This window comes from Amycolatopsis sp. H20-H5 (genome assembly GCF_035828755.1).
In the GTDB taxonomy this organism is placed as follows: Bacteria; Actinomycetota; Actinomycetes; order Mycobacteriales; family Pseudonocardiaceae; genus Amycolatopsis.
Map to the genome: position 1 here is coordinate 111,769 of NZ_JAYMZS010000011.1, position 15,272 is coordinate 127,040.

At 69.0% G+C, this 15,272-nt stretch carries 16 protein-coding genes; 8 read left to right on the plus strand and 8 right to left on the minus strand.

Annotation, left to right across the window (positions count from 1 at the left end):
* Window positions 1–129 precede the first annotated feature (129 nt).
* Entirely contained in the window at window positions 130–1,083 is a 954-nt protein-coding gene (locus QMK34_RS09000) for a hypothetical protein (protein ID WP_326413234.1), read from the plus strand.
* Window positions 1,084–1,133: 50 nt separating this feature from the next.
* On the opposite strand, the gene QMK34_RS09005 is transcribed toward QMK34_RS09000, so the two are convergent.
* The 6 genes from QMK34_RS09005 to QMK34_RS09030 all read right to left on the minus strand — a co-directional run bounded on the left by QMK34_RS09005 (window position 1,134) and on the right by QMK34_RS09030 (window position 5,836).
* A complete protein-coding gene (locus QMK34_RS09005; protein ID WP_326413235.1) occupies window positions 1,134–1,862 on the minus strand; it encodes a Clp protease N-terminal domain-containing protein in 729 nt (242 codons plus the stop codon).
* Between the two features lie 51 nt (window positions 1,863–1,913).
* Window positions 1,914–3,086, minus strand: a complete 1,173-nt coding sequence (locus QMK34_RS09010; protein ID WP_326413236.1) for a 4-hydroxybenzoate 3-monooxygenase — start codon at window positions 3,084–3,086, stop codon at window positions 1,914–1,916.
* A gap of 17 nt (window positions 3,087–3,103) precedes the next feature.
* On the minus strand, window positions 3,104–4,333 hold the full coding sequence (locus tag QMK34_RS09015; protein WP_326413237.1) for an NAD(P)/FAD-dependent oxidoreductase: 1,230 nt from the start codon (window positions 4,331–4,333) through the stop codon (window positions 3,104–3,106).
* A complete protein-coding gene (locus tag QMK34_RS09020) occupies window positions 4,330–4,575 on the minus strand; it encodes a hypothetical protein (RefSeq protein WP_326413238.1) in 246 nt (81 codons plus the stop codon). The genes QMK34_RS09015 and QMK34_RS09020 overlap by 4 nt, the downstream gene beginning before the upstream one ends.
* Before the next feature lie 139 nt (window positions 4,576–4,714).
* Entirely contained in the window at window positions 4,715–5,512 is a 798-nt protein-coding gene (locus tag QMK34_RS09025) for an IclR family transcriptional regulator (protein WP_326413239.1), read from the minus strand.
* Window positions 5,513–5,521: 9 nt separating this feature from the next.
* Window positions 5,522–5,836: an NIPSNAP family protein gene (locus tag QMK34_RS09030; protein WP_326413240.1), complete on the minus strand. Its 315-nt coding sequence runs from the start codon at window positions 5,834–5,836 to the stop codon at window positions 5,522–5,524.
* A 75-nt stretch (window positions 5,837–5,911) separates the two neighbouring features.
* Here QMK34_RS09030 and QMK34_RS09035 point away from each other — a divergent pair, with 75 nt between their 5' ends.
* Genes QMK34_RS09035 through QMK34_RS09045 form a run of 3 tightly spaced genes read left to right on the plus strand, consistent with a single transcriptional unit; the run spans window position 5,912 to window position 8,321 of the window.
* Window positions 5,912–6,775, plus strand: coding sequence for an alpha/beta fold hydrolase (locus QMK34_RS09035; protein WP_326413241.1), 864 nt, complete (start codon window positions 5,912–5,914; stop codon window positions 6,773–6,775).
* A 6-nt stretch (window positions 6,776–6,781) separates the two neighbouring features.
* Window positions 6,782–7,378, plus strand: a complete 597-nt coding sequence (locus tag QMK34_RS09040; RefSeq protein WP_326413242.1) for a TetR/AcrR family transcriptional regulator — start codon at window positions 6,782–6,784, stop codon at window positions 7,376–7,378.
* A 16-nt stretch (window positions 7,379–7,394) separates the two neighbouring features.
* Entirely contained in the window at window positions 7,395–8,321 is a 927-nt protein-coding gene (locus QMK34_RS09045; RefSeq protein ID WP_326413243.1) for a solute carrier family 23 protein, read from the plus strand.
* 39 nt (window positions 8,322–8,360) lie between these two features.
* Here QMK34_RS09045 and QMK34_RS09050 read toward each other — a convergent pair whose 3' ends face one another.
* A complete protein-coding gene (locus tag QMK34_RS09050; RefSeq protein WP_326413244.1) occupies window positions 8,361–9,410 on the minus strand; it encodes a C40 family peptidase in 1,050 nt (349 codons plus the stop codon).
* 425 nt (window positions 9,411–9,835) lie between these two features.
* Window positions 9,836–10,369, minus strand: coding sequence for a hypothetical protein (locus tag QMK34_RS09055; protein ID WP_326413245.1), 534 nt, complete (start codon window positions 10,367–10,369; stop codon window positions 9,836–9,838).
* Window positions 10,370–10,898: 529 nt separating this feature from the next.
* Between QMK34_RS09055 and QMK34_RS09060 the strand changes: the two genes are divergently transcribed.
* From QMK34_RS09060 to QMK34_RS09075, 4 genes are all read left to right on the plus strand, one after another.
* A complete protein-coding gene (locus QMK34_RS09060) occupies window positions 10,899–11,633 on the plus strand; it encodes a rhomboid-like protein (protein ID WP_326413246.1) in 735 nt (244 codons plus the stop codon).
* A 93-nt stretch (window positions 11,634–11,726) separates the two neighbouring features.
* Window positions 11,727–14,534 carry a sensor domain-containing protein gene (locus QMK34_RS09065; RefSeq protein ID WP_326413247.1) on the plus strand — a complete coding sequence of 936 codons (2,808 nt, stop codon included), beginning with the start codon at window positions 11,727–11,729 and terminating at the stop codon, window positions 14,532–14,534.
* On the plus strand, window positions 14,534–14,794 hold the full coding sequence (locus QMK34_RS09070) for a GNAT family N-acetyltransferase (RefSeq protein WP_326413248.1): 261 nt from the start codon (window positions 14,534–14,536) through the stop codon (window positions 14,792–14,794). The genes QMK34_RS09065 and QMK34_RS09070 overlap by 1 nt, the downstream gene beginning before the upstream one ends.
* Window positions 14,795–14,830: 36 nt before the next feature.
* On the plus strand, window positions 14,831–15,250 hold the full coding sequence (locus QMK34_RS09075) for a hypothetical protein (protein ID WP_326413249.1): 420 nt from the start codon (window positions 14,831–14,833) through the stop codon (window positions 15,248–15,250).
* Window positions 15,251–15,272 lie beyond the last annotated feature (22 nt).

Here is a 15,272-nt window from a genome sequence, read left to right on the forward strand (position 1 = left end):
GAAGGTCGCCCTTGGTGCGTTGAACGCACTGAAGGCGACCTTCAGCGGTTGTCCCCATCCCCCCACTTATCCACAGATCCGGGAATTGGCCGTGGTGGGCCGGGTGGCCGACTGCCGATGATCATCGGTATGCACCGAGGAATCTGGGGCGAAGACCCCGAACTGCTTCTGACCAACAGCACCCATGGCGCCATCCGGGTCGCCCGCCTGAAGGAACTCGGCGTGCCCAGCTTCACCATCTATCGAAGATGCGGGCCCGACGGATCCTGGCAAAGACTCCTGCCCGGCGTCGTCTCCCTGCACAACGGCCCACCGAGTCAGGACCAGCTCGTCGCGGCTTCGCTGCTCTACACCGGTCCCGACGCAGTGGTTACGGGAGCGACGGCTTGCCGCGCCCACGGCCTGCGCAACATCGCCGCGTCCGGCCAGGTTCAGCTGCTGACACCGCATGGGCGGAAGATGCGCAGTACCGAATTCGTCGTCGTCGAACGAACCCACCGCCTGCCGAAACCGGTGTACAGATCCGGATTCCCGATGGCACCCGTATCACGGGCGGTCCTGGACACCGCCCGCCACATGACCGAGCTCCGCCCCGCGCGAGCCTTGATGTCCGAATGCGTGCAACGAGGCATGGTCACGCTCGAAGAGCTGTCTGTCGAGCTGGCCAGGGGCAGCAACCGAGGTAGCGCGGTGCCTCGCCGGGTCCTCGGGGAGCTCACGCCGGGCTCGGAGTCGATCGCCGAGATCGACGCTGAGCACTTGTGGCGCCGAAGCGGCCTACCGGTTGCCTTGTGGAACAAGAAGCTCATCGATCAGGAAGGCCGACTGATCGCCAAGCCGGACGCGTGGTTCGACGAGGTCGGCCTGGCGTGGGAAATCGACTCCCGCGCTTTCCACCTCGGCCCCGAGGGCTACGCGAAGACGTTGGCCCGCAACGCTCGTTACGCCGCCGCCGGCATCCTCGTCCTCCAGACGCTGCCCAGCCGTCTCCGTGAAGAACCGGAACGAGTACTCGCCGAACTCCGCGCCGCCTATCGAGCGGCGGCCGCCCGCCCGCGACCAACCGTGGCAGCGATCGACTAACCGCCAGCTGAAGGTCGCCCTTGGTGCGTTGAGCGCACTGAAGGCGACCTTCAGCCGCGGGCCGCGAGGATCTCGGTGAGGAGTTCGAGGATCTTGGTCTCCATGGCGTCCTTGGTGATGCCGAGGCCCGCGAGGATCTCGTAGCCGGGGCCCTCCGCCTGCTCCAGCATGGCGAGGAGCAGGTGCTCGGTGCCGATGTAGTTGTGCCCGAGCCGCAGGCTCTCACGCAGCGTCAGCTCCAGCATCTTCTTCGTCCGGGCGTCGAACGGGACCGGGTCGGGCGGGTCCTGGACCGGGGTGGGCAGCTTCGCCGCCGCTGCTTCGCGGACGGCCTCGAGTGAGACGCCCTGGGCGACGATCGAGCCCGCGGCGACCGCGGCCGGTTCGGCCAGGAGGCCGATGAGCAGGTGGACCGTGCCGATGTGGTCGGCACGCGACTCGATCGCGGCGTCTCGCGCGGCGACGATCACGCGCCGGGCGCGGATGGTGTAGCGGCCGAAGGTGCCCTCGATGATCGAGGACGGGGTGGCCGCCGCGTCCTTCGGGACGAAACGCTTCTGGGCGGCCTGTTTGGACACGCCCATGTTCTTGCCGATCTCGGTCCAGGACGCGCCAGAGCGCCGGGCCTGGTCGACGAAGTGGCCGATCAGGTGATCCGCCAGCTCGCCCAGGTTTTCGCCGAGGTAGACCGCGTCGGACAGCTGGCCGAGCGGGTCGCCCTCGGGGTGGTGCTGCTTGATGTAGGAGATCAGGTCGTCGAGTTTCACCGGGTTCGTCATGCCGTCAACTGTAGGTTGACGCAGCCGGATCGTCAACCTTGGGTTGACGACTCACTCGAACGGCAGACCCGCGTAGTTCTCCGCGAGGCTGGTCGCCGCGGCGCGCGAGGACGCCGTGTACCGCAGTTGCGAAAGTTGCAGGCGACGCTGGAAGTCGTCGGCCGCCGGGTCGGCGTGCAGCATCGAGGTCATGTACCAGGAGAAATGCTCCGCCCGCCACACCCGCCGCAGGCATATGTCCGAATAGGACTCCGCGAGCATGGAGTCACCGCGCAGCAAGGAAGTCAGGGCCCGCGACAGCACCCGGACGTCGGCGACGGCGAGGTTCATCCCCTTCGCGCCCGTCGGCGGCACGATGTGCGCGGCGTCGCCCGCGAGGAACAGCCTGCCGTACGACATCGGCTCGGTGACGAAGCTGCGCATCGGCGTGATGCTCTTGTCCAGGATCGGCCCTTCCTTCAGCGAGAAGTCCGCGCTCGTCTCCAGCCGGACGGCCAGCTCCGACCAGATCCGGTCGTCGGACCACGCCGCGAGCTCCTCGGCCGGGTCGATCTGCAGGTAGAGCCGGGTGAGTTCCGGGGAGCGCATGCTGTGCAGCGCGAACCCGCGCTCGTGGTGGGCGTAGATCAGCTCCTCGTGCGAAGGCGGCGTCTCGGCCATCACGCCGAGCCAGGCGAACGGGTACTCGCGGTCGAATGTATGCAGTACACCGGATGGGATGGACGGTCGACAAATTCCGTGGAAGCCGTCGCAGCCCGCGATCGCGTCGCACTCCAAGGTGCGCTCCACGCCGTCGGCGTCCCGGTACCGCACCGCCGGGCTCGCGGTGTCCATATCGGACAGTTCCACCGAGGACACTGCGAACTCCACCGGCAGCCCGCGTTCTTCGTGCGCGTCGATGAGGTCCTTGACGATCTCCTGCTGCCCGTACACGGCGATCGTCTTGCCGGTCAGCTCGGTGATCGCGATCCGGTGGTCGGCGCCGTCGAACCGGAGCGAGAAACCCTCGTGCGGCATGCCTTCCGCGTCCAGCCGCCGCCCGACGCCGATCTCCCGCAGCAGCTCGATCGTCGGCTGCTCGCACACACCCGCCCGCACCCGCTTGCGCACGTACTCCCGGTCACGGGACTCCAGCACCACGGCGTCGACGCCTTCGAGATGCAGCAGATAGGACAGCAGCAACCCGGCAGGACCGGCTCCGATGATGGCGACCTGCGTGCGCACGGCCGACCTCCCTTAGCTCATGCCGCGGTCAGCGACTTCAGATGTTCTTTCAGGTCGAACCCGCTGGCGCGCAGCGCGTCGAGGGTCGGCGCGGGCCCCGCGGCGAACAGGCGGCGGGCCGCGATGTGGTCGGGCGGGCGGTTCACCGACTCCACCGCGATCAGCACCCCGCCGCGGAACGACAGCACCGAGAACTTGCCCTCGGCCCGGTCCCCGGTCAGCACGGTCTCGTCCGCGCCGGACAGGATGCCCGCGATCTGCAGTTTCTTGCCGAGCTGGTCGGTCCAGAACCACGGGACGCTCTCGTAGGCCGCGGGTTCACCGGCGATCCCGGCGGCCACCGAGCGGGCCTGGTCGACGGCGTTCTGCACGGATTCGAGCCGGGTCGACGCACCGGCGTGGACGCACGGGAAGTTCGCGCAGTCGCCGATCGCCCAGATCCGCGGGTCGCCGGTCCGCAGGTGGGCGTCGACCACGACGCCGTTGTCCACGAGCAGCCCGGCGGCCTCGGCCAGCGCGGTCTCCGGCAGGACTCCGACCGCCACGACGACCAGGTCGGCCGGCAGGCGGCGGCCGTCGGCCAGCTCCACCGCCTCGACGCGCTCCTGCCCACGCAGCGCCGTCACGCCCTGGCCGAGCAGCATGGTGTGCCCGGCCTGCTCATGCAGCTCGGCGAAGTACGCGGACACCTCGGGACTGGCGACGCGGTTGAGCAGCCGGTGCTGGGCCTCGACGATCGTCACCGGGCGCCCCGCGTGCGCGGCGAACTCCAGCCCGATGAACCCGCCGCCGATCACCACGACGTGCTCCGCGGTCTCCAGCGCACTGCGCAGCAGGTCGGCGTCGTCGCGGGTGCGCAGGGCCAGCACGCCGCCGAGGTCCGCGCCCGGCACCGGCAGCGGCCGGTTGCGCGCGCCGGTGGCCAGCACGAGGTGGTCGTAGCCGAGCGTGGTGCCGTCCGCCATCGTGACGCGCGCGCCTTCGCGGTCCAGTTCGGCCACCCGCCCGGCGAGCAGTTCGATGTCCTTGCCCGCGAAGAACTCCTCCGGCCGCAGCCGCAACTGGTCTGGACCAGCGGTGCCGCTCAGGTACGCCTTGGACAGCGGCGGCCGCTGGTACGGCACGCCCGGCTCGTCGCCGATCAGCACGACGCGGCCGGTGAAACCCTTGTCCCGTAACGACGCCGCGGCCTGGAAACCGCTCTGGCCAGCACCGACGACTAGGACGGTGGGGTGCTCCGACGTCATTCCCGCTCCTCAGGCAAACGCAGGACCAGTCCGTCGAGAGCGTCCGTCACCGGCAGCCGGCACGGCAGCCTGCCGGTGGCCTCGCGCGGGCTGGCCGTGCAGTCCAACATTTCCTCCTCATCTGAACACATCGGCGGGAGGCCGTCGAGGCGCGAAAGTTCTTTGTAGACGTGGCAGGTGGCACACCTGGCGTTGATCTCGCGCGCGGCGCCGTCGAACGGCACGTAGGCGATCTCCGGCATCAACGCACCTCGACCGGGAGACGGTTCAAGCCGCGCAGGGTGCTGAGCCGCTTTCCGTGCGTCCGGGACGAGTCATCCTGCGTCCGCGAACGGTCCTCCCGCGCCACGACTTCCACTCAGCGGAAGACCAGTACGAGACTCAGTGCGTCTCGCGGACCGCTCCTCCCGACATCCGCAACGCGCTCGGCGCCCCGAGCGACCGGGAGATGCCCCGCGCCGCGGCCAGCACCGCGGGCACCAGCGTCCGCGGGTCGACGCCCGCCGACGGGACGACCACCGAGATCGCCGCGACGACCGTGTCCGCCGGGCCGTACACGGGTGAGGCGACCGACAGCGCGAGCAGCTCGATCTGCCCTTCGCTGATCGCGTAGCCGTCGCGCCGGACGTCCGCCAGCACCCGCCGCAGCCGCGCGGCGGACGAGATCGTCTTCTCGGTGAACCGCTTGAGCCGCGCGGCGAGCACCTCTTCCTGGACGTCGGCGGGCGCGTGCGCGAGCAGCGCGAGCCCGACGCCGGTGGCGTACACCGGCAGCCGCCCGCCCACCCGGGAGATCACGTTGACCGCGCCCCGGCCGGAGATCCGTTCGACGTAGACGACCTCGGGCGCGTCGAGCACCGCCAGCTGCACGTTCTGGTGCGTCGCCTCGTAGAGGTCCTCGAGGTACGGCATCGCGCTCTCGCGCAGGTCCATGCCGTGCGGGGCGAGCGACCCGACCTCCCACAGCCAGAGCCCGACGCGATAACGACCGTCCTCGTCGCGTTCCAGCGCGCCACGCTCGGTCAACTCGCCGACGAGCCGGTGCGCGGTCGACAGCGGCAGCCCGGTGCGGCGGCTCAGCTCGGACAGTGTCAGCCGGGGCCGCTCGGCGGTGAAGGCGTTCAGCACGCCGAGCACCCGCTCCACGACCGACGGCGGCCGGTCCGCGTTGTGACGCATCCGGACAGATTAGGCGGGGTCGGGCAGGAGCGGCCGCATGAAACTGCGCCGGTAGCGCAGCACGCAGCCGCTTTCCTCGCGGATCCGGTCAGCCGCGACGAAGTCGGGATCGACACCGAAGAGGGTCCGGTACTGCTCGTAGGCGGCGAGGCTTTCGAAGCTGAACAACGCCCGAGCCTCGTCGCTGGCGCCCTCGCCGGGCAGGAAATAGCCGTGGTGAATACCGCCTTCGCGCTCCACGAGTTCCATCCACCGCGCGGCGAACCGCTCGAACTCGGCGATCTTGGCGGGATCGATGACGTAGTCGACGACACAGGTGATCACCGGGCCAGCCTAGGCCGTGCCTTTACATACAAACGAAATGTATGTAACTTGGTCATTCTCAGCCAGGAGGGCGACATGCTGGAACGCGCGCACCAGGTGCGGCTCGGCCAAGGAGTGCTGGACTACGTCGACGTCGGGAGCGGCCGCCCGATCTTGTTCGTGCACGGGCTGCTGGTGAACGCCGACCTGTGGCGCGAAGTCCTGCCCCCCGTCGCCGCCGCGGGATTCCGCTGCCTCGCACCCGACTGGCCGCTGGGCTCGCACCGGCGGCCGATGGCCCCGGACGCGGACCTGACGCCGCGGGGTGTGGCCCGGCTCATCGCGGACTTCCTGACCGAACTCGACCTCCACGACGTGCTGGTCGTGGCCAACGACACCGGCGGCGCGCTCACCCAGATCCTGATGGCTGAGCACCCGGAACGGCTGGCGGGCGTGGTGCTGACGCCGTCGGACTCGTTCGAATGCTTCCTCCCGCCCGTGTTCTCCCCGCTGCCGAAGCTCGCGCGGATACCGGGGTCGATGTGGCCGCTCGCGGCGATGTTGCGCAGCGAATACGTCCGCGGCCTGCCGATCGGCTTCGGCTGGGTGGCCAAGCGGAAGGTCGATCCCGAGGCCGTGTCCTCCTACATAGACCCCGTCTGGCGGAATCGCGGGATCCGCCGTGATCTGCGGAAATTCCTGCGCGCGGTGGATCGGCGACACACGCTCGACGCCGCGCGGCGGCTGCCCGGCTTCCGGCGGCCGGTGCTGCTCGCCTGGGCCACTCAGGACCGGCTCTTCCCGCTTTCGCTGGCCCACCGGCTCGCCGCCCTGCTGCCGGACGCCCGCGTCGTGGAGATTCCGGACAGCTACACCTTCGTGCCGGAGGACCAGCCAGAGGCGCTCGGCAAGCTGATCATCGGGTTCGCGCGGGACGAGGTTTTCGACTTGGCACACTGACTGCCCATGCGCCGTAGTCAACAGGACCGTTCCAGCACCACGAAGGCGGCGCTGACGGCTGCGGCCCGTGAGCTGTTCGCCGCGCGCGGGTACCAAGCGGTGCCCGCCGACGAGATCGTGCGGGCGGCCGGGGTCACGCGCGGCGCGTTGTACCACCACTACGCGGACAAGCAAGGGCTGTTCCGCTCCGTCGTGGCCCAGCTCGAAGCGGAGCTGACCGCCGAACTGCGGGCCGTGATGGACGCCGCGCCGGATGCCGTCACGGGCATGTTCGCGTTGCTCACCGCCTTCTTCGACGCCTGCGGCCGCCCGGAAAACAGGCAGATCTCGCTGATCGACGCCCCGGCGGTGCTCGGCTGGCGCGAGTGGCGCGCCATTGAGGCCGAGCACGGTCTCGGCCTGCTGGTCGACGTGCTCACCGTGGCTGTCGAGGCGGGGCTGCTGGCCCCGCAGCCGGTCGAGGTGCTCGCCAGGATGCTGCTCGGCGCGGTCATCGAGGCCGTGTTGCTCATCGCGGACGCCGACGACCCCGTCCGGGCCAGGGCCGAGGCCGAGCAGGCCCTCGGCGCCTGGTTCGCCGGACTGGTGAACCAGGCCCGGTAGTCATGCGGGAACAGCCATGACGAACCCGGCGAAACACCCGGTCGACCAGGTCCTGCCCGCGGGCAGGCTGGCGCTGCTCGGGCTGCAGCACATGTCGATCATGTACGCCGGTTCGGTCGCGGTGCCGCTGATCGTCGGCAGCGCGCTCAAACTCGACACCGCCACCATCGCGCTGCTGGTCAACGCCGACCTCCTGGTCGCGGGGATCGCCACGCTCATCCAGTCGATCGGGGTCTGGAAGATCCTCGGCATCCGGCTGCCGGTGGTGGCCGGGGCGACGTTCAGCGTGGTCAACCCGATGATCCTGATCGCCTCGCAGTACGGCATGCGGGCGGTGTACGGCGCGATGCTCGCGTCCGGGGTGTTCGGGCTGCTCATCGCGAGGCCGTTCGCGAAGATGATCCGGTTCTTCCCGCCGCTGATGTCCGGGACGCTGCTCGCGGTACTCGGCGGGGTGATGAACTCGTTCCCCGACACGGCTTTCGCGCAGCATGTCGGACTCGTGCAGATGACCGGTGTCCGCAGCCGGTGGGTGGTCTCGGTGACCGGCGGGGTGCTGGTGCTGATGGGCCTGGTGCCGAAGGTGGGCGCGTTCATCGCCGCCATCCCGGAGCCGGTGATCGGCGCGGTCGCGGTGGTGATGTTCGCGATGGTCGCCGCGGTGGGCGTGCAGACGCTCGCGAAGGTCGAGTTCTCCGGCAACCACACCACGTTCGTCGTCGCGGTGTCGCTCGGGGTCGGCCTGCTGCCCGCGGTCGCGCTGGACCGGTTCGGCGGCTCGATCTTCTTCAAGAACTTCCCGAACTGGCTGCAGACCGTCTGTGGCAGCCCGATCACGGTCACCGCGATCGTCGCGTTCTCCTTGAACCTGCTGTTCAACCACCTCGGCCGGGCATCCGCGAAGGAACGCATGGACGAAAACAGCCGGGCGGCACCGCTTTGAGTTCGCGGTACCGCCCGGCTGCCGGTGAAACGTCCGGACCTAGGAGGGGCGACGGGCCCCGGCGTAGTCGTTCTGCAACGGCGAAATCTTGACCACGTCGCCCGTGTCGGGCGCGTGCACCATCTTGCCGTCGCCGATGTACATGCCCACGTGGTGGACCGGCGAGCCGTAGAACACGAGGTCACCCGGCTGCAGGGCGCTGCGGGACACCGCGGCGCCGAACTGCGACTGCGCGCCACTCGTGCGGGGGATCGAGATCCCGGCCTTGTCGTACGCCCAGCCGGTCAGCCCGGAACAGTCGAACGTGTTCGGGCCGGTCGCGCCGTAGACGTAGTTGCTGCCGAGTTTGCTCAGCGCCGCGTTGACGGCCGTCTGCGCGGCGGGGCCGGGGGCCTTGACGTCGGGCGGGGTGCCGCCCTTGTCCTTCTGGAGGGCCTTGTCGGCGGCGCTCAGCTTGCCTGCCTGCGTGGCCAGCTCGTTCTTCTGGTCGTCGAGCGACTTCTTCTTCGCCGCGACGTCGTCCTTCAGCTTGGCCGCCGCGTCACGGGCGGACTGGGCCTTGCCCTGTGCGTCCGAGGCCGCCTTCGCCGCCTGGTTCGCCTTGTCGACAGCGCTGGTCAGGCCGCCAAGGGCCTGGTTACGCTCGGTGGCGAGGATGTCCAGCGCGGAGGAACGCTGCAGGAAGTCCTGGGTGGAGTTGCCCGCGAGCAGCGCGGAAAGCTTGTTGAGCTGGATGCCGCTGGAGAAGCTGGCGCCGGCGAACTTGTCGACGTCGACGCGGTACTTGCCCTCGTCCTCGGCGGCCTTGGTCCCGGTCGCCTTGGCGGCTTCCAGTTCCTGTCCTGCCTTGTCGAGGTCACCCTGACGGGCGTTGAGGTCGTCTTGCGCCTTGAGGAATTCCTCGTTGATCTTCTCCGCCTGAGTGGAGAGATCACGGTATTTCGCCAGGGCGTCGGAGGTACTGGCCGGAGGGGGAGCCTGGGGGGCTGGGGCTGCTGTGGCCGGGGACTGGACGAAGCTCACCGCCGCGAAAACGGCTGAGGCTGCCAATACGCCTGACACCACGCGCTTGACTGACTGCGACTGCACGGTCGCGCGTGTCTCCTTTACGCCTTGGCCGCCGACCGGACACGTGCTGCCGCAGGGGGAATGCGGTGCGGTGGTCCGGTACAACTCCCCGACAAAGTCATGTCGGCGGCGACCTCGCGTGGTCACACCTGCTGTGCCGACTCCGGCCGCGAGATCTCGGTCAGGTTACGAACAACGAGCCACCACGTCCAGCCACTCCCAGTGAGAATTCGCGTTAAAACTCTGAGTAGCCGGGTGAAACTCTGGCGGACCAGCGAAGGAGTGAACAAACGTGACTGGCATCACATTTTTTCGGGAATATGACCACTTGCCGTTCATCTTATCGAAACGACCGCTCGTCTGAGTGACACTCTGTGGAACTGGTCACTCTTTGGGAGTAACCCGGCCCAGCAGCCGATTATCGGCGCGCGGCGAGCTCGGCGGAGTCAGCAGATGATGACGAGAAAGCACGGCTCACGGGTCGGGGGCGGCGGCGGGCTCGGCGGGTGGGACGTCGAACGCGAGGAAGACGGCGGCGGCGAGGAACTCCCACCGGAGGGCGGATCGTCGCGCTGGCTCACCGGCGTCGCCGTGGTCTCGACCGCGGAGGTCACCTCGGCGGTGGTGGCCGGACTGATCTGGTGCGTGGTCTGCTCGGCCGGTCCCGGGCCGCCGACCGACGGCCGGTCCCCGGTTCCGCCGCCGGAGCCCGCCTCGGAACTCGGCGGCTCCGCGCTCTCATCGGCTCCCCCGGCCCCGTCGGTCCGGTCCGGCATGTGGATCACGCCGATCTGCGGGGCCTCCTCGGCCTGCGGGCTGCCGGGCGTGCCGACCTGGACGAGCAACGCGGCGGCGCCGCAGCCCGCCACGACGGCCACCATCACCGCGATCACCCGCCAGCGTGACCTCGTCGGTGGCGGAACCTGGTCACCCCAGCCCTCACGAATGAGCAGCTCGGCTACCGAAACCTCGTCATTCACCTGGAACCCTTCGCACAGAGCCACCGTAGACAGTGCACCGGCGGTCTTTTTACCCGAATTCACCGCCGAACGGGTGAAGTTCAGCAAAAATTGCCTAAGAAGGCGTCTGAGAACTGTCGCAGCAGCCGCCGCTCGAAGCCTCGGGCACCTGTCCTTCGAAGCCGCCTACCCTCCACAAAGGACGAAAAGTCTACCCATTCGCCCGTTTCATACCGCCATGACCGTTTCGCGCGTGCCCCTGAAGGCCACCATGACAGCGTTAAACGCCGTGAAAGCTCCCATCAGGGCATACCGGCAAGCCTGCGGTGGCGACTGAAGGGGACTGTCCCTCGACTCAAACCTTGCAAAAGTCCCCTTCACCAGAACAGACCGTGTGAAAGTCCCCGTCAGTCACGCGGCCCTGGGCGCCAAACTGGACGCCAAGACATCAGTTTCCGGACGCCCTCTAACAGCTAACCATCACCCACTCGGGTGGCGACCAAGTAGACGTCACAGCTGTTTCACAGCTCGCGTTGGGCATGCTCCCAGCATGACCGGCGATGCTGAGCAGATGCTGCGACGAGCCGGACAGCCGGTCACCCCGCTGTCCGCGCTCGCGTCGGCGGCCCGGTTCGTACCGACCCCGGCCCGTACCCCGTTCACCTTCGGCTATCTCGTCGTCCTCCTGGGCACGACGCTGCTGCTGAAGTACGGCGACCCGGCCTTCACGGACAAGCTACTGACACTGTCCAGCACCGACGCGCACAACCTGTGGCGCCGCCCGCTGACCTCGCTCGCGAGCAGCGCGCTGTGGCTCGCCGACGAGGGCTGGCCCATCTACGTCGTCATCTTCGCCGTCGCGGTCGGCCCGCTCGAACGGCGGATCGGCGCGGCGCGCACGGCCAAGGTGTTCTTCAGCGGCCACGTGCTCGCCACGCTGGCCACCGAGGTGCCGATCATGGCGCTGATCAGCGCCCACGTGCTGCCGGGCAGCTCCGGCCGCTGGCTCGACATCGGCGTCAGCTACGGGTTCTTCACCACCGCCGGGGCGCTGGTCTTCCTGCTGAGCGGGCGGACGCGGCTGCTGGCGCTCGTCACGATGGAACTGTTCGTCGCGCTGATCTGGGTCAGCGACGACCCGCTGTCGATGGAATCGGTGCTGACGCTGCTCGGCCACGCCTGCGCCGCCCATTTCGGCCTGCTGTTCTGGGGCCCGCGGCTGCGACGCCGGGAGCGGGCACCGAAGCCGCAGGCGTTGACCACGGAGCTCGTCGCCGTCGGCTAGGGCGTCCCCCTGGTCAAGAGACGATATACACCGCGTTCGGTCGGTGGTCTAATCGAGTCCGCACACGCCGCAAGCGGGGGGACTCGACGCACCATGGAGGCTGACGCCCTCGTCATGACCGGCACCGGTGAGACAGGTGTACCGGCTGCCGGGACGAAACTCGGCTACGAGCTGATCGCCGATCTCGCGCTCACCGCCGACTCCGCGTTCATCTGGTCGTTCGACTTCGCCGACGACACCCTCACCTGGATGCCCGGCCTCGACGGCGTCGTCGGGCTGGCGGGCGCACCCGAGGCGACGGTGCACGCCCGGCTGGCCGAGCTGATCGCGCCGCTGACCGCGGGCACCCGCAAGGCGCCGCCCTGGCGTGACTTCGAGCTGGAGCAGTCCTTCGAGACCGACGACGGCGAGTCTCGCTGGATCCGGCTGCGCGCGCGCACGGTCGTCGAGGGTGACGGCGAAGGCACCGCGGGCCTGCTCGGAGTCGCCACCGACGTCACCGACCGGCACGAGAACCGCCAGGCGCTGGCGGACCTGACCGACCGCTACCGGCTGCTGGTGGAGCTGAGCCCCGACGCCATCTGCGTGCACGAGGGCGAGGTCATCACCTACGTCAACCACGCGGCGCTGGCGTTCCTCGGCGCGCGGACGCCCGCCGAGGTGGTCGGCAAGCCGATCAACGACTTCCTGACCGCCGACTCGCTCCCGGCCGTGCTGACGAGACTGGCGTCACTGACCAGGACGGGCGACTCCACCGGCCCGGCCGAGACGACCATCAAACGCCTCGACGGAAGCCTGTTCACCGTCGAAGCCGTCGGCCTGCTGACCACCTGGGAGGGCAGGCCCGCGTTCCAGGTCGTCATGCGCGACGTCACCGCGAAGAAGGCCGCCGCCGACGCCCTGCGCTACCAGGCCGCGCTGGTGTGCCACGTCAGCGACGCGATCATCGCGACCACCGGCGAGGGCGTCGTGACCAGCTGGAACCCCGCCGCCGAGCTGGTGTACGGCTGGACCTCCGCCCAGGCCGTCGGCAAGCTGGCCACGGAACTGGTCGGCGCGCCACTGGACCCGGAAACAGTGCTGCGCGAAGGCGGGGTCAGCCAGGCCACGCACCGCCGCAACGACGGCTCGACGCTGCTGATCAGGGTGTCGGCCGCGGAGATGAACGGCGGCTACGTGCTCCTCTGCGCGGACGAAACCGCGTGGCGCCGGGCCGAGCAGCACTACAGCACGGTCGTCGCGGCGCTCGACGAAGGCGTGATCGTGATGGGCCCGAGCGGGCACATCGAATCGGGTAACCCGGCCGCGTTCCGGATACTGGGTTCACCGCGGGAGGACCTGATCGGGTTGCCGTGCGTGGCACTGGAACTCTACGACGAGGCCGGTCGCCGCATCCCGCCGGACGAGCTGCCCTCGGTCGTCACCCGGCGTACCGGCCACACGCAGAACGGGCTGGTGGTGCGGATCCGGCGCCCGGACGGCCGGGACGTGTGGCTCTCGCTGACCTCCCGGGTGCTGAGCCCCGACAATCCGGCGGGCGCGTCGGTGGTGACCTCGTTCACCGACATCACCGAGCGCCGAGCGATCGGCGCGCGGCTGGCCCATGAAGCGACTCACGATCCGCTGACCGACCTCGCGAACCGGACTCTCGTGCTGAACCGGCTCGGCGAAGCGCTCAGCGGGCACGCGCGCGGCCCGGCGACCACGGTGCTGTTCATCGACCTCGACAAGTTCAAGGTGATCAACGATTCGCTCGGCCATTCCGTGGGCGACAAGGTGCTGCGCATCGCCGGGGAACGGCTGCGCCGCGGGGTCGGCAAGACGGACCTGGTCGGGCGGCTCGGCGGCGACGAGTTCGTGGTGGTCACCACCGGGATCACCGAGGCGCAGCAGGCCAGGGCACTCGCGGAACACCTGCGCGACGCGCTGACCGAACCGATGACGGTGATCGGCAGGCAGCTGCACATCGACGCCAGCATCGGCATCGTGATGGCCGAAGCGGGCGACCGGCGCGCGCCGGAGGATCTGCTGCGCGACGCGGATGTCGCCATGTACCAGGCGAAAACCCTCGGCCGCGCGCGGTTCGAGTTCTTCGACGTCGAGCTGCGCGAGCAGATGCAGCGGCGGCTGCGGCTGGAGCAGGACCTGCGCGACGCGCTGCAGAACGGGCAGCTGTGGACGGCGTACCAGCCGGTGGTCGACCTGGAGACCGGCGAGATGGTGGCGGTCGAGGCCCTGTTGCGCTGGACGCATCCGGTGCACGGCGCGATCTCCCCGGTGGAGTTCATCCCGCTGGCCGAGGAGAGCGACCTGATCAACGTGATCGGCAAGCACGTCCTGCGCACCACGACCAGGGAGCTGGCCAAACGCCGCGCCCAGCACGGCCTTGACCTCAATCTGAAGGTGAACCTCTCCGCCCGCCAGCTCGACGACCCACAACTGGTGCCGATGGTGCGCGACGCGCTGGCGACCACCGGCCTCCCGCCCGGCGCGTTGTGCCTGGAGGTCACCGAAAGCGCGTTGATGCGCGACCAGGCAGCAGCCGCGGAAGTACTGGCGGCACTGCGGAATCTCGGTGTGCTGCTGGCGATCGACGACTTCGGCACCGGCTACTCCTCGCTGGCGCAACTGCAGCGGCTGACCCTGGACACGCTCAAGATCGACCGGTCGTTCATCACCGGAATCGCCGAATCGCGCGACGCCGAGGCGATCGTCACGAGCATCATCGCGATGGCGCACGCGGTGGACCTGATCGTGGTCGCCGAAGGGGTGGAGGACGAGGATCAGCTGGCGATCCTGCGCGCGCTGGGCTGTGATCAGGCGCAGGGTTTCCACCTCGGCCGCCCGGTCACCGCGGAGCAGCTGTTCGGCCCCCTTCCCGTTCCTGGTAAGGAAAGCTGATGAGCGTCGAGGTCAGAGCGGTTCCGGAGCGAACCCGCTACGAGATCAGCGTCGACGGCGAAGTGGCAGGCTTCAAGGTCGACGACCGGTTCGCCGGTCAGGGCCTCGCCGGAAAGCTGGTGGCCGCGGCACTCGACGACGTACGGAAGCAGGGGAAGTCACTGCTGCCGTACTGCCCGTACGTACGCGCGTTCGTCGGTAAGCACCCCGAGTACGCCGACCTCGTGCCCGCGGCGAAGCTGGCCGAGTTCGACCTCTGATCAGCCGGGCTCACCAGTGCGCTAGCGTCGACGCCCATGGTGGGGGCAACGGTCTACATCCGTTTTCAGGGCACGGTTCCCGATGATCGAGGCGTGTTCCCCGGCATCTTCAAGCTGGTCAACGGGCTGGCCCGCGACGGGCGGCTGAGCGTCGAGCAGGAACGGTTCCGGCGCACGAACAACGACTGGTACGACGCCGCCTACGCGAACCCGTCGCAGCTGGACCCCCTGGTCTACGACTGGAACCACAACCCGGGCGCGGTCGCCTGGTTCAAGCCGTCGGCGGGGTTTCTCTTCGTTCGCGTGCCCGGCTATCTCGAGATCCTGACCGCCCACGACGTCGGCTACGAACGGCTCGAACTCTCGGATCCCGGCCGGGTCGTCTACGAGGACGAGCACCAGGTGATCGCCGTTCCCCACCCGACCGTCCCACTTCCGACGTGCGAAGGTCCCTGAAGGCCACCTTCACGGCGTAAAA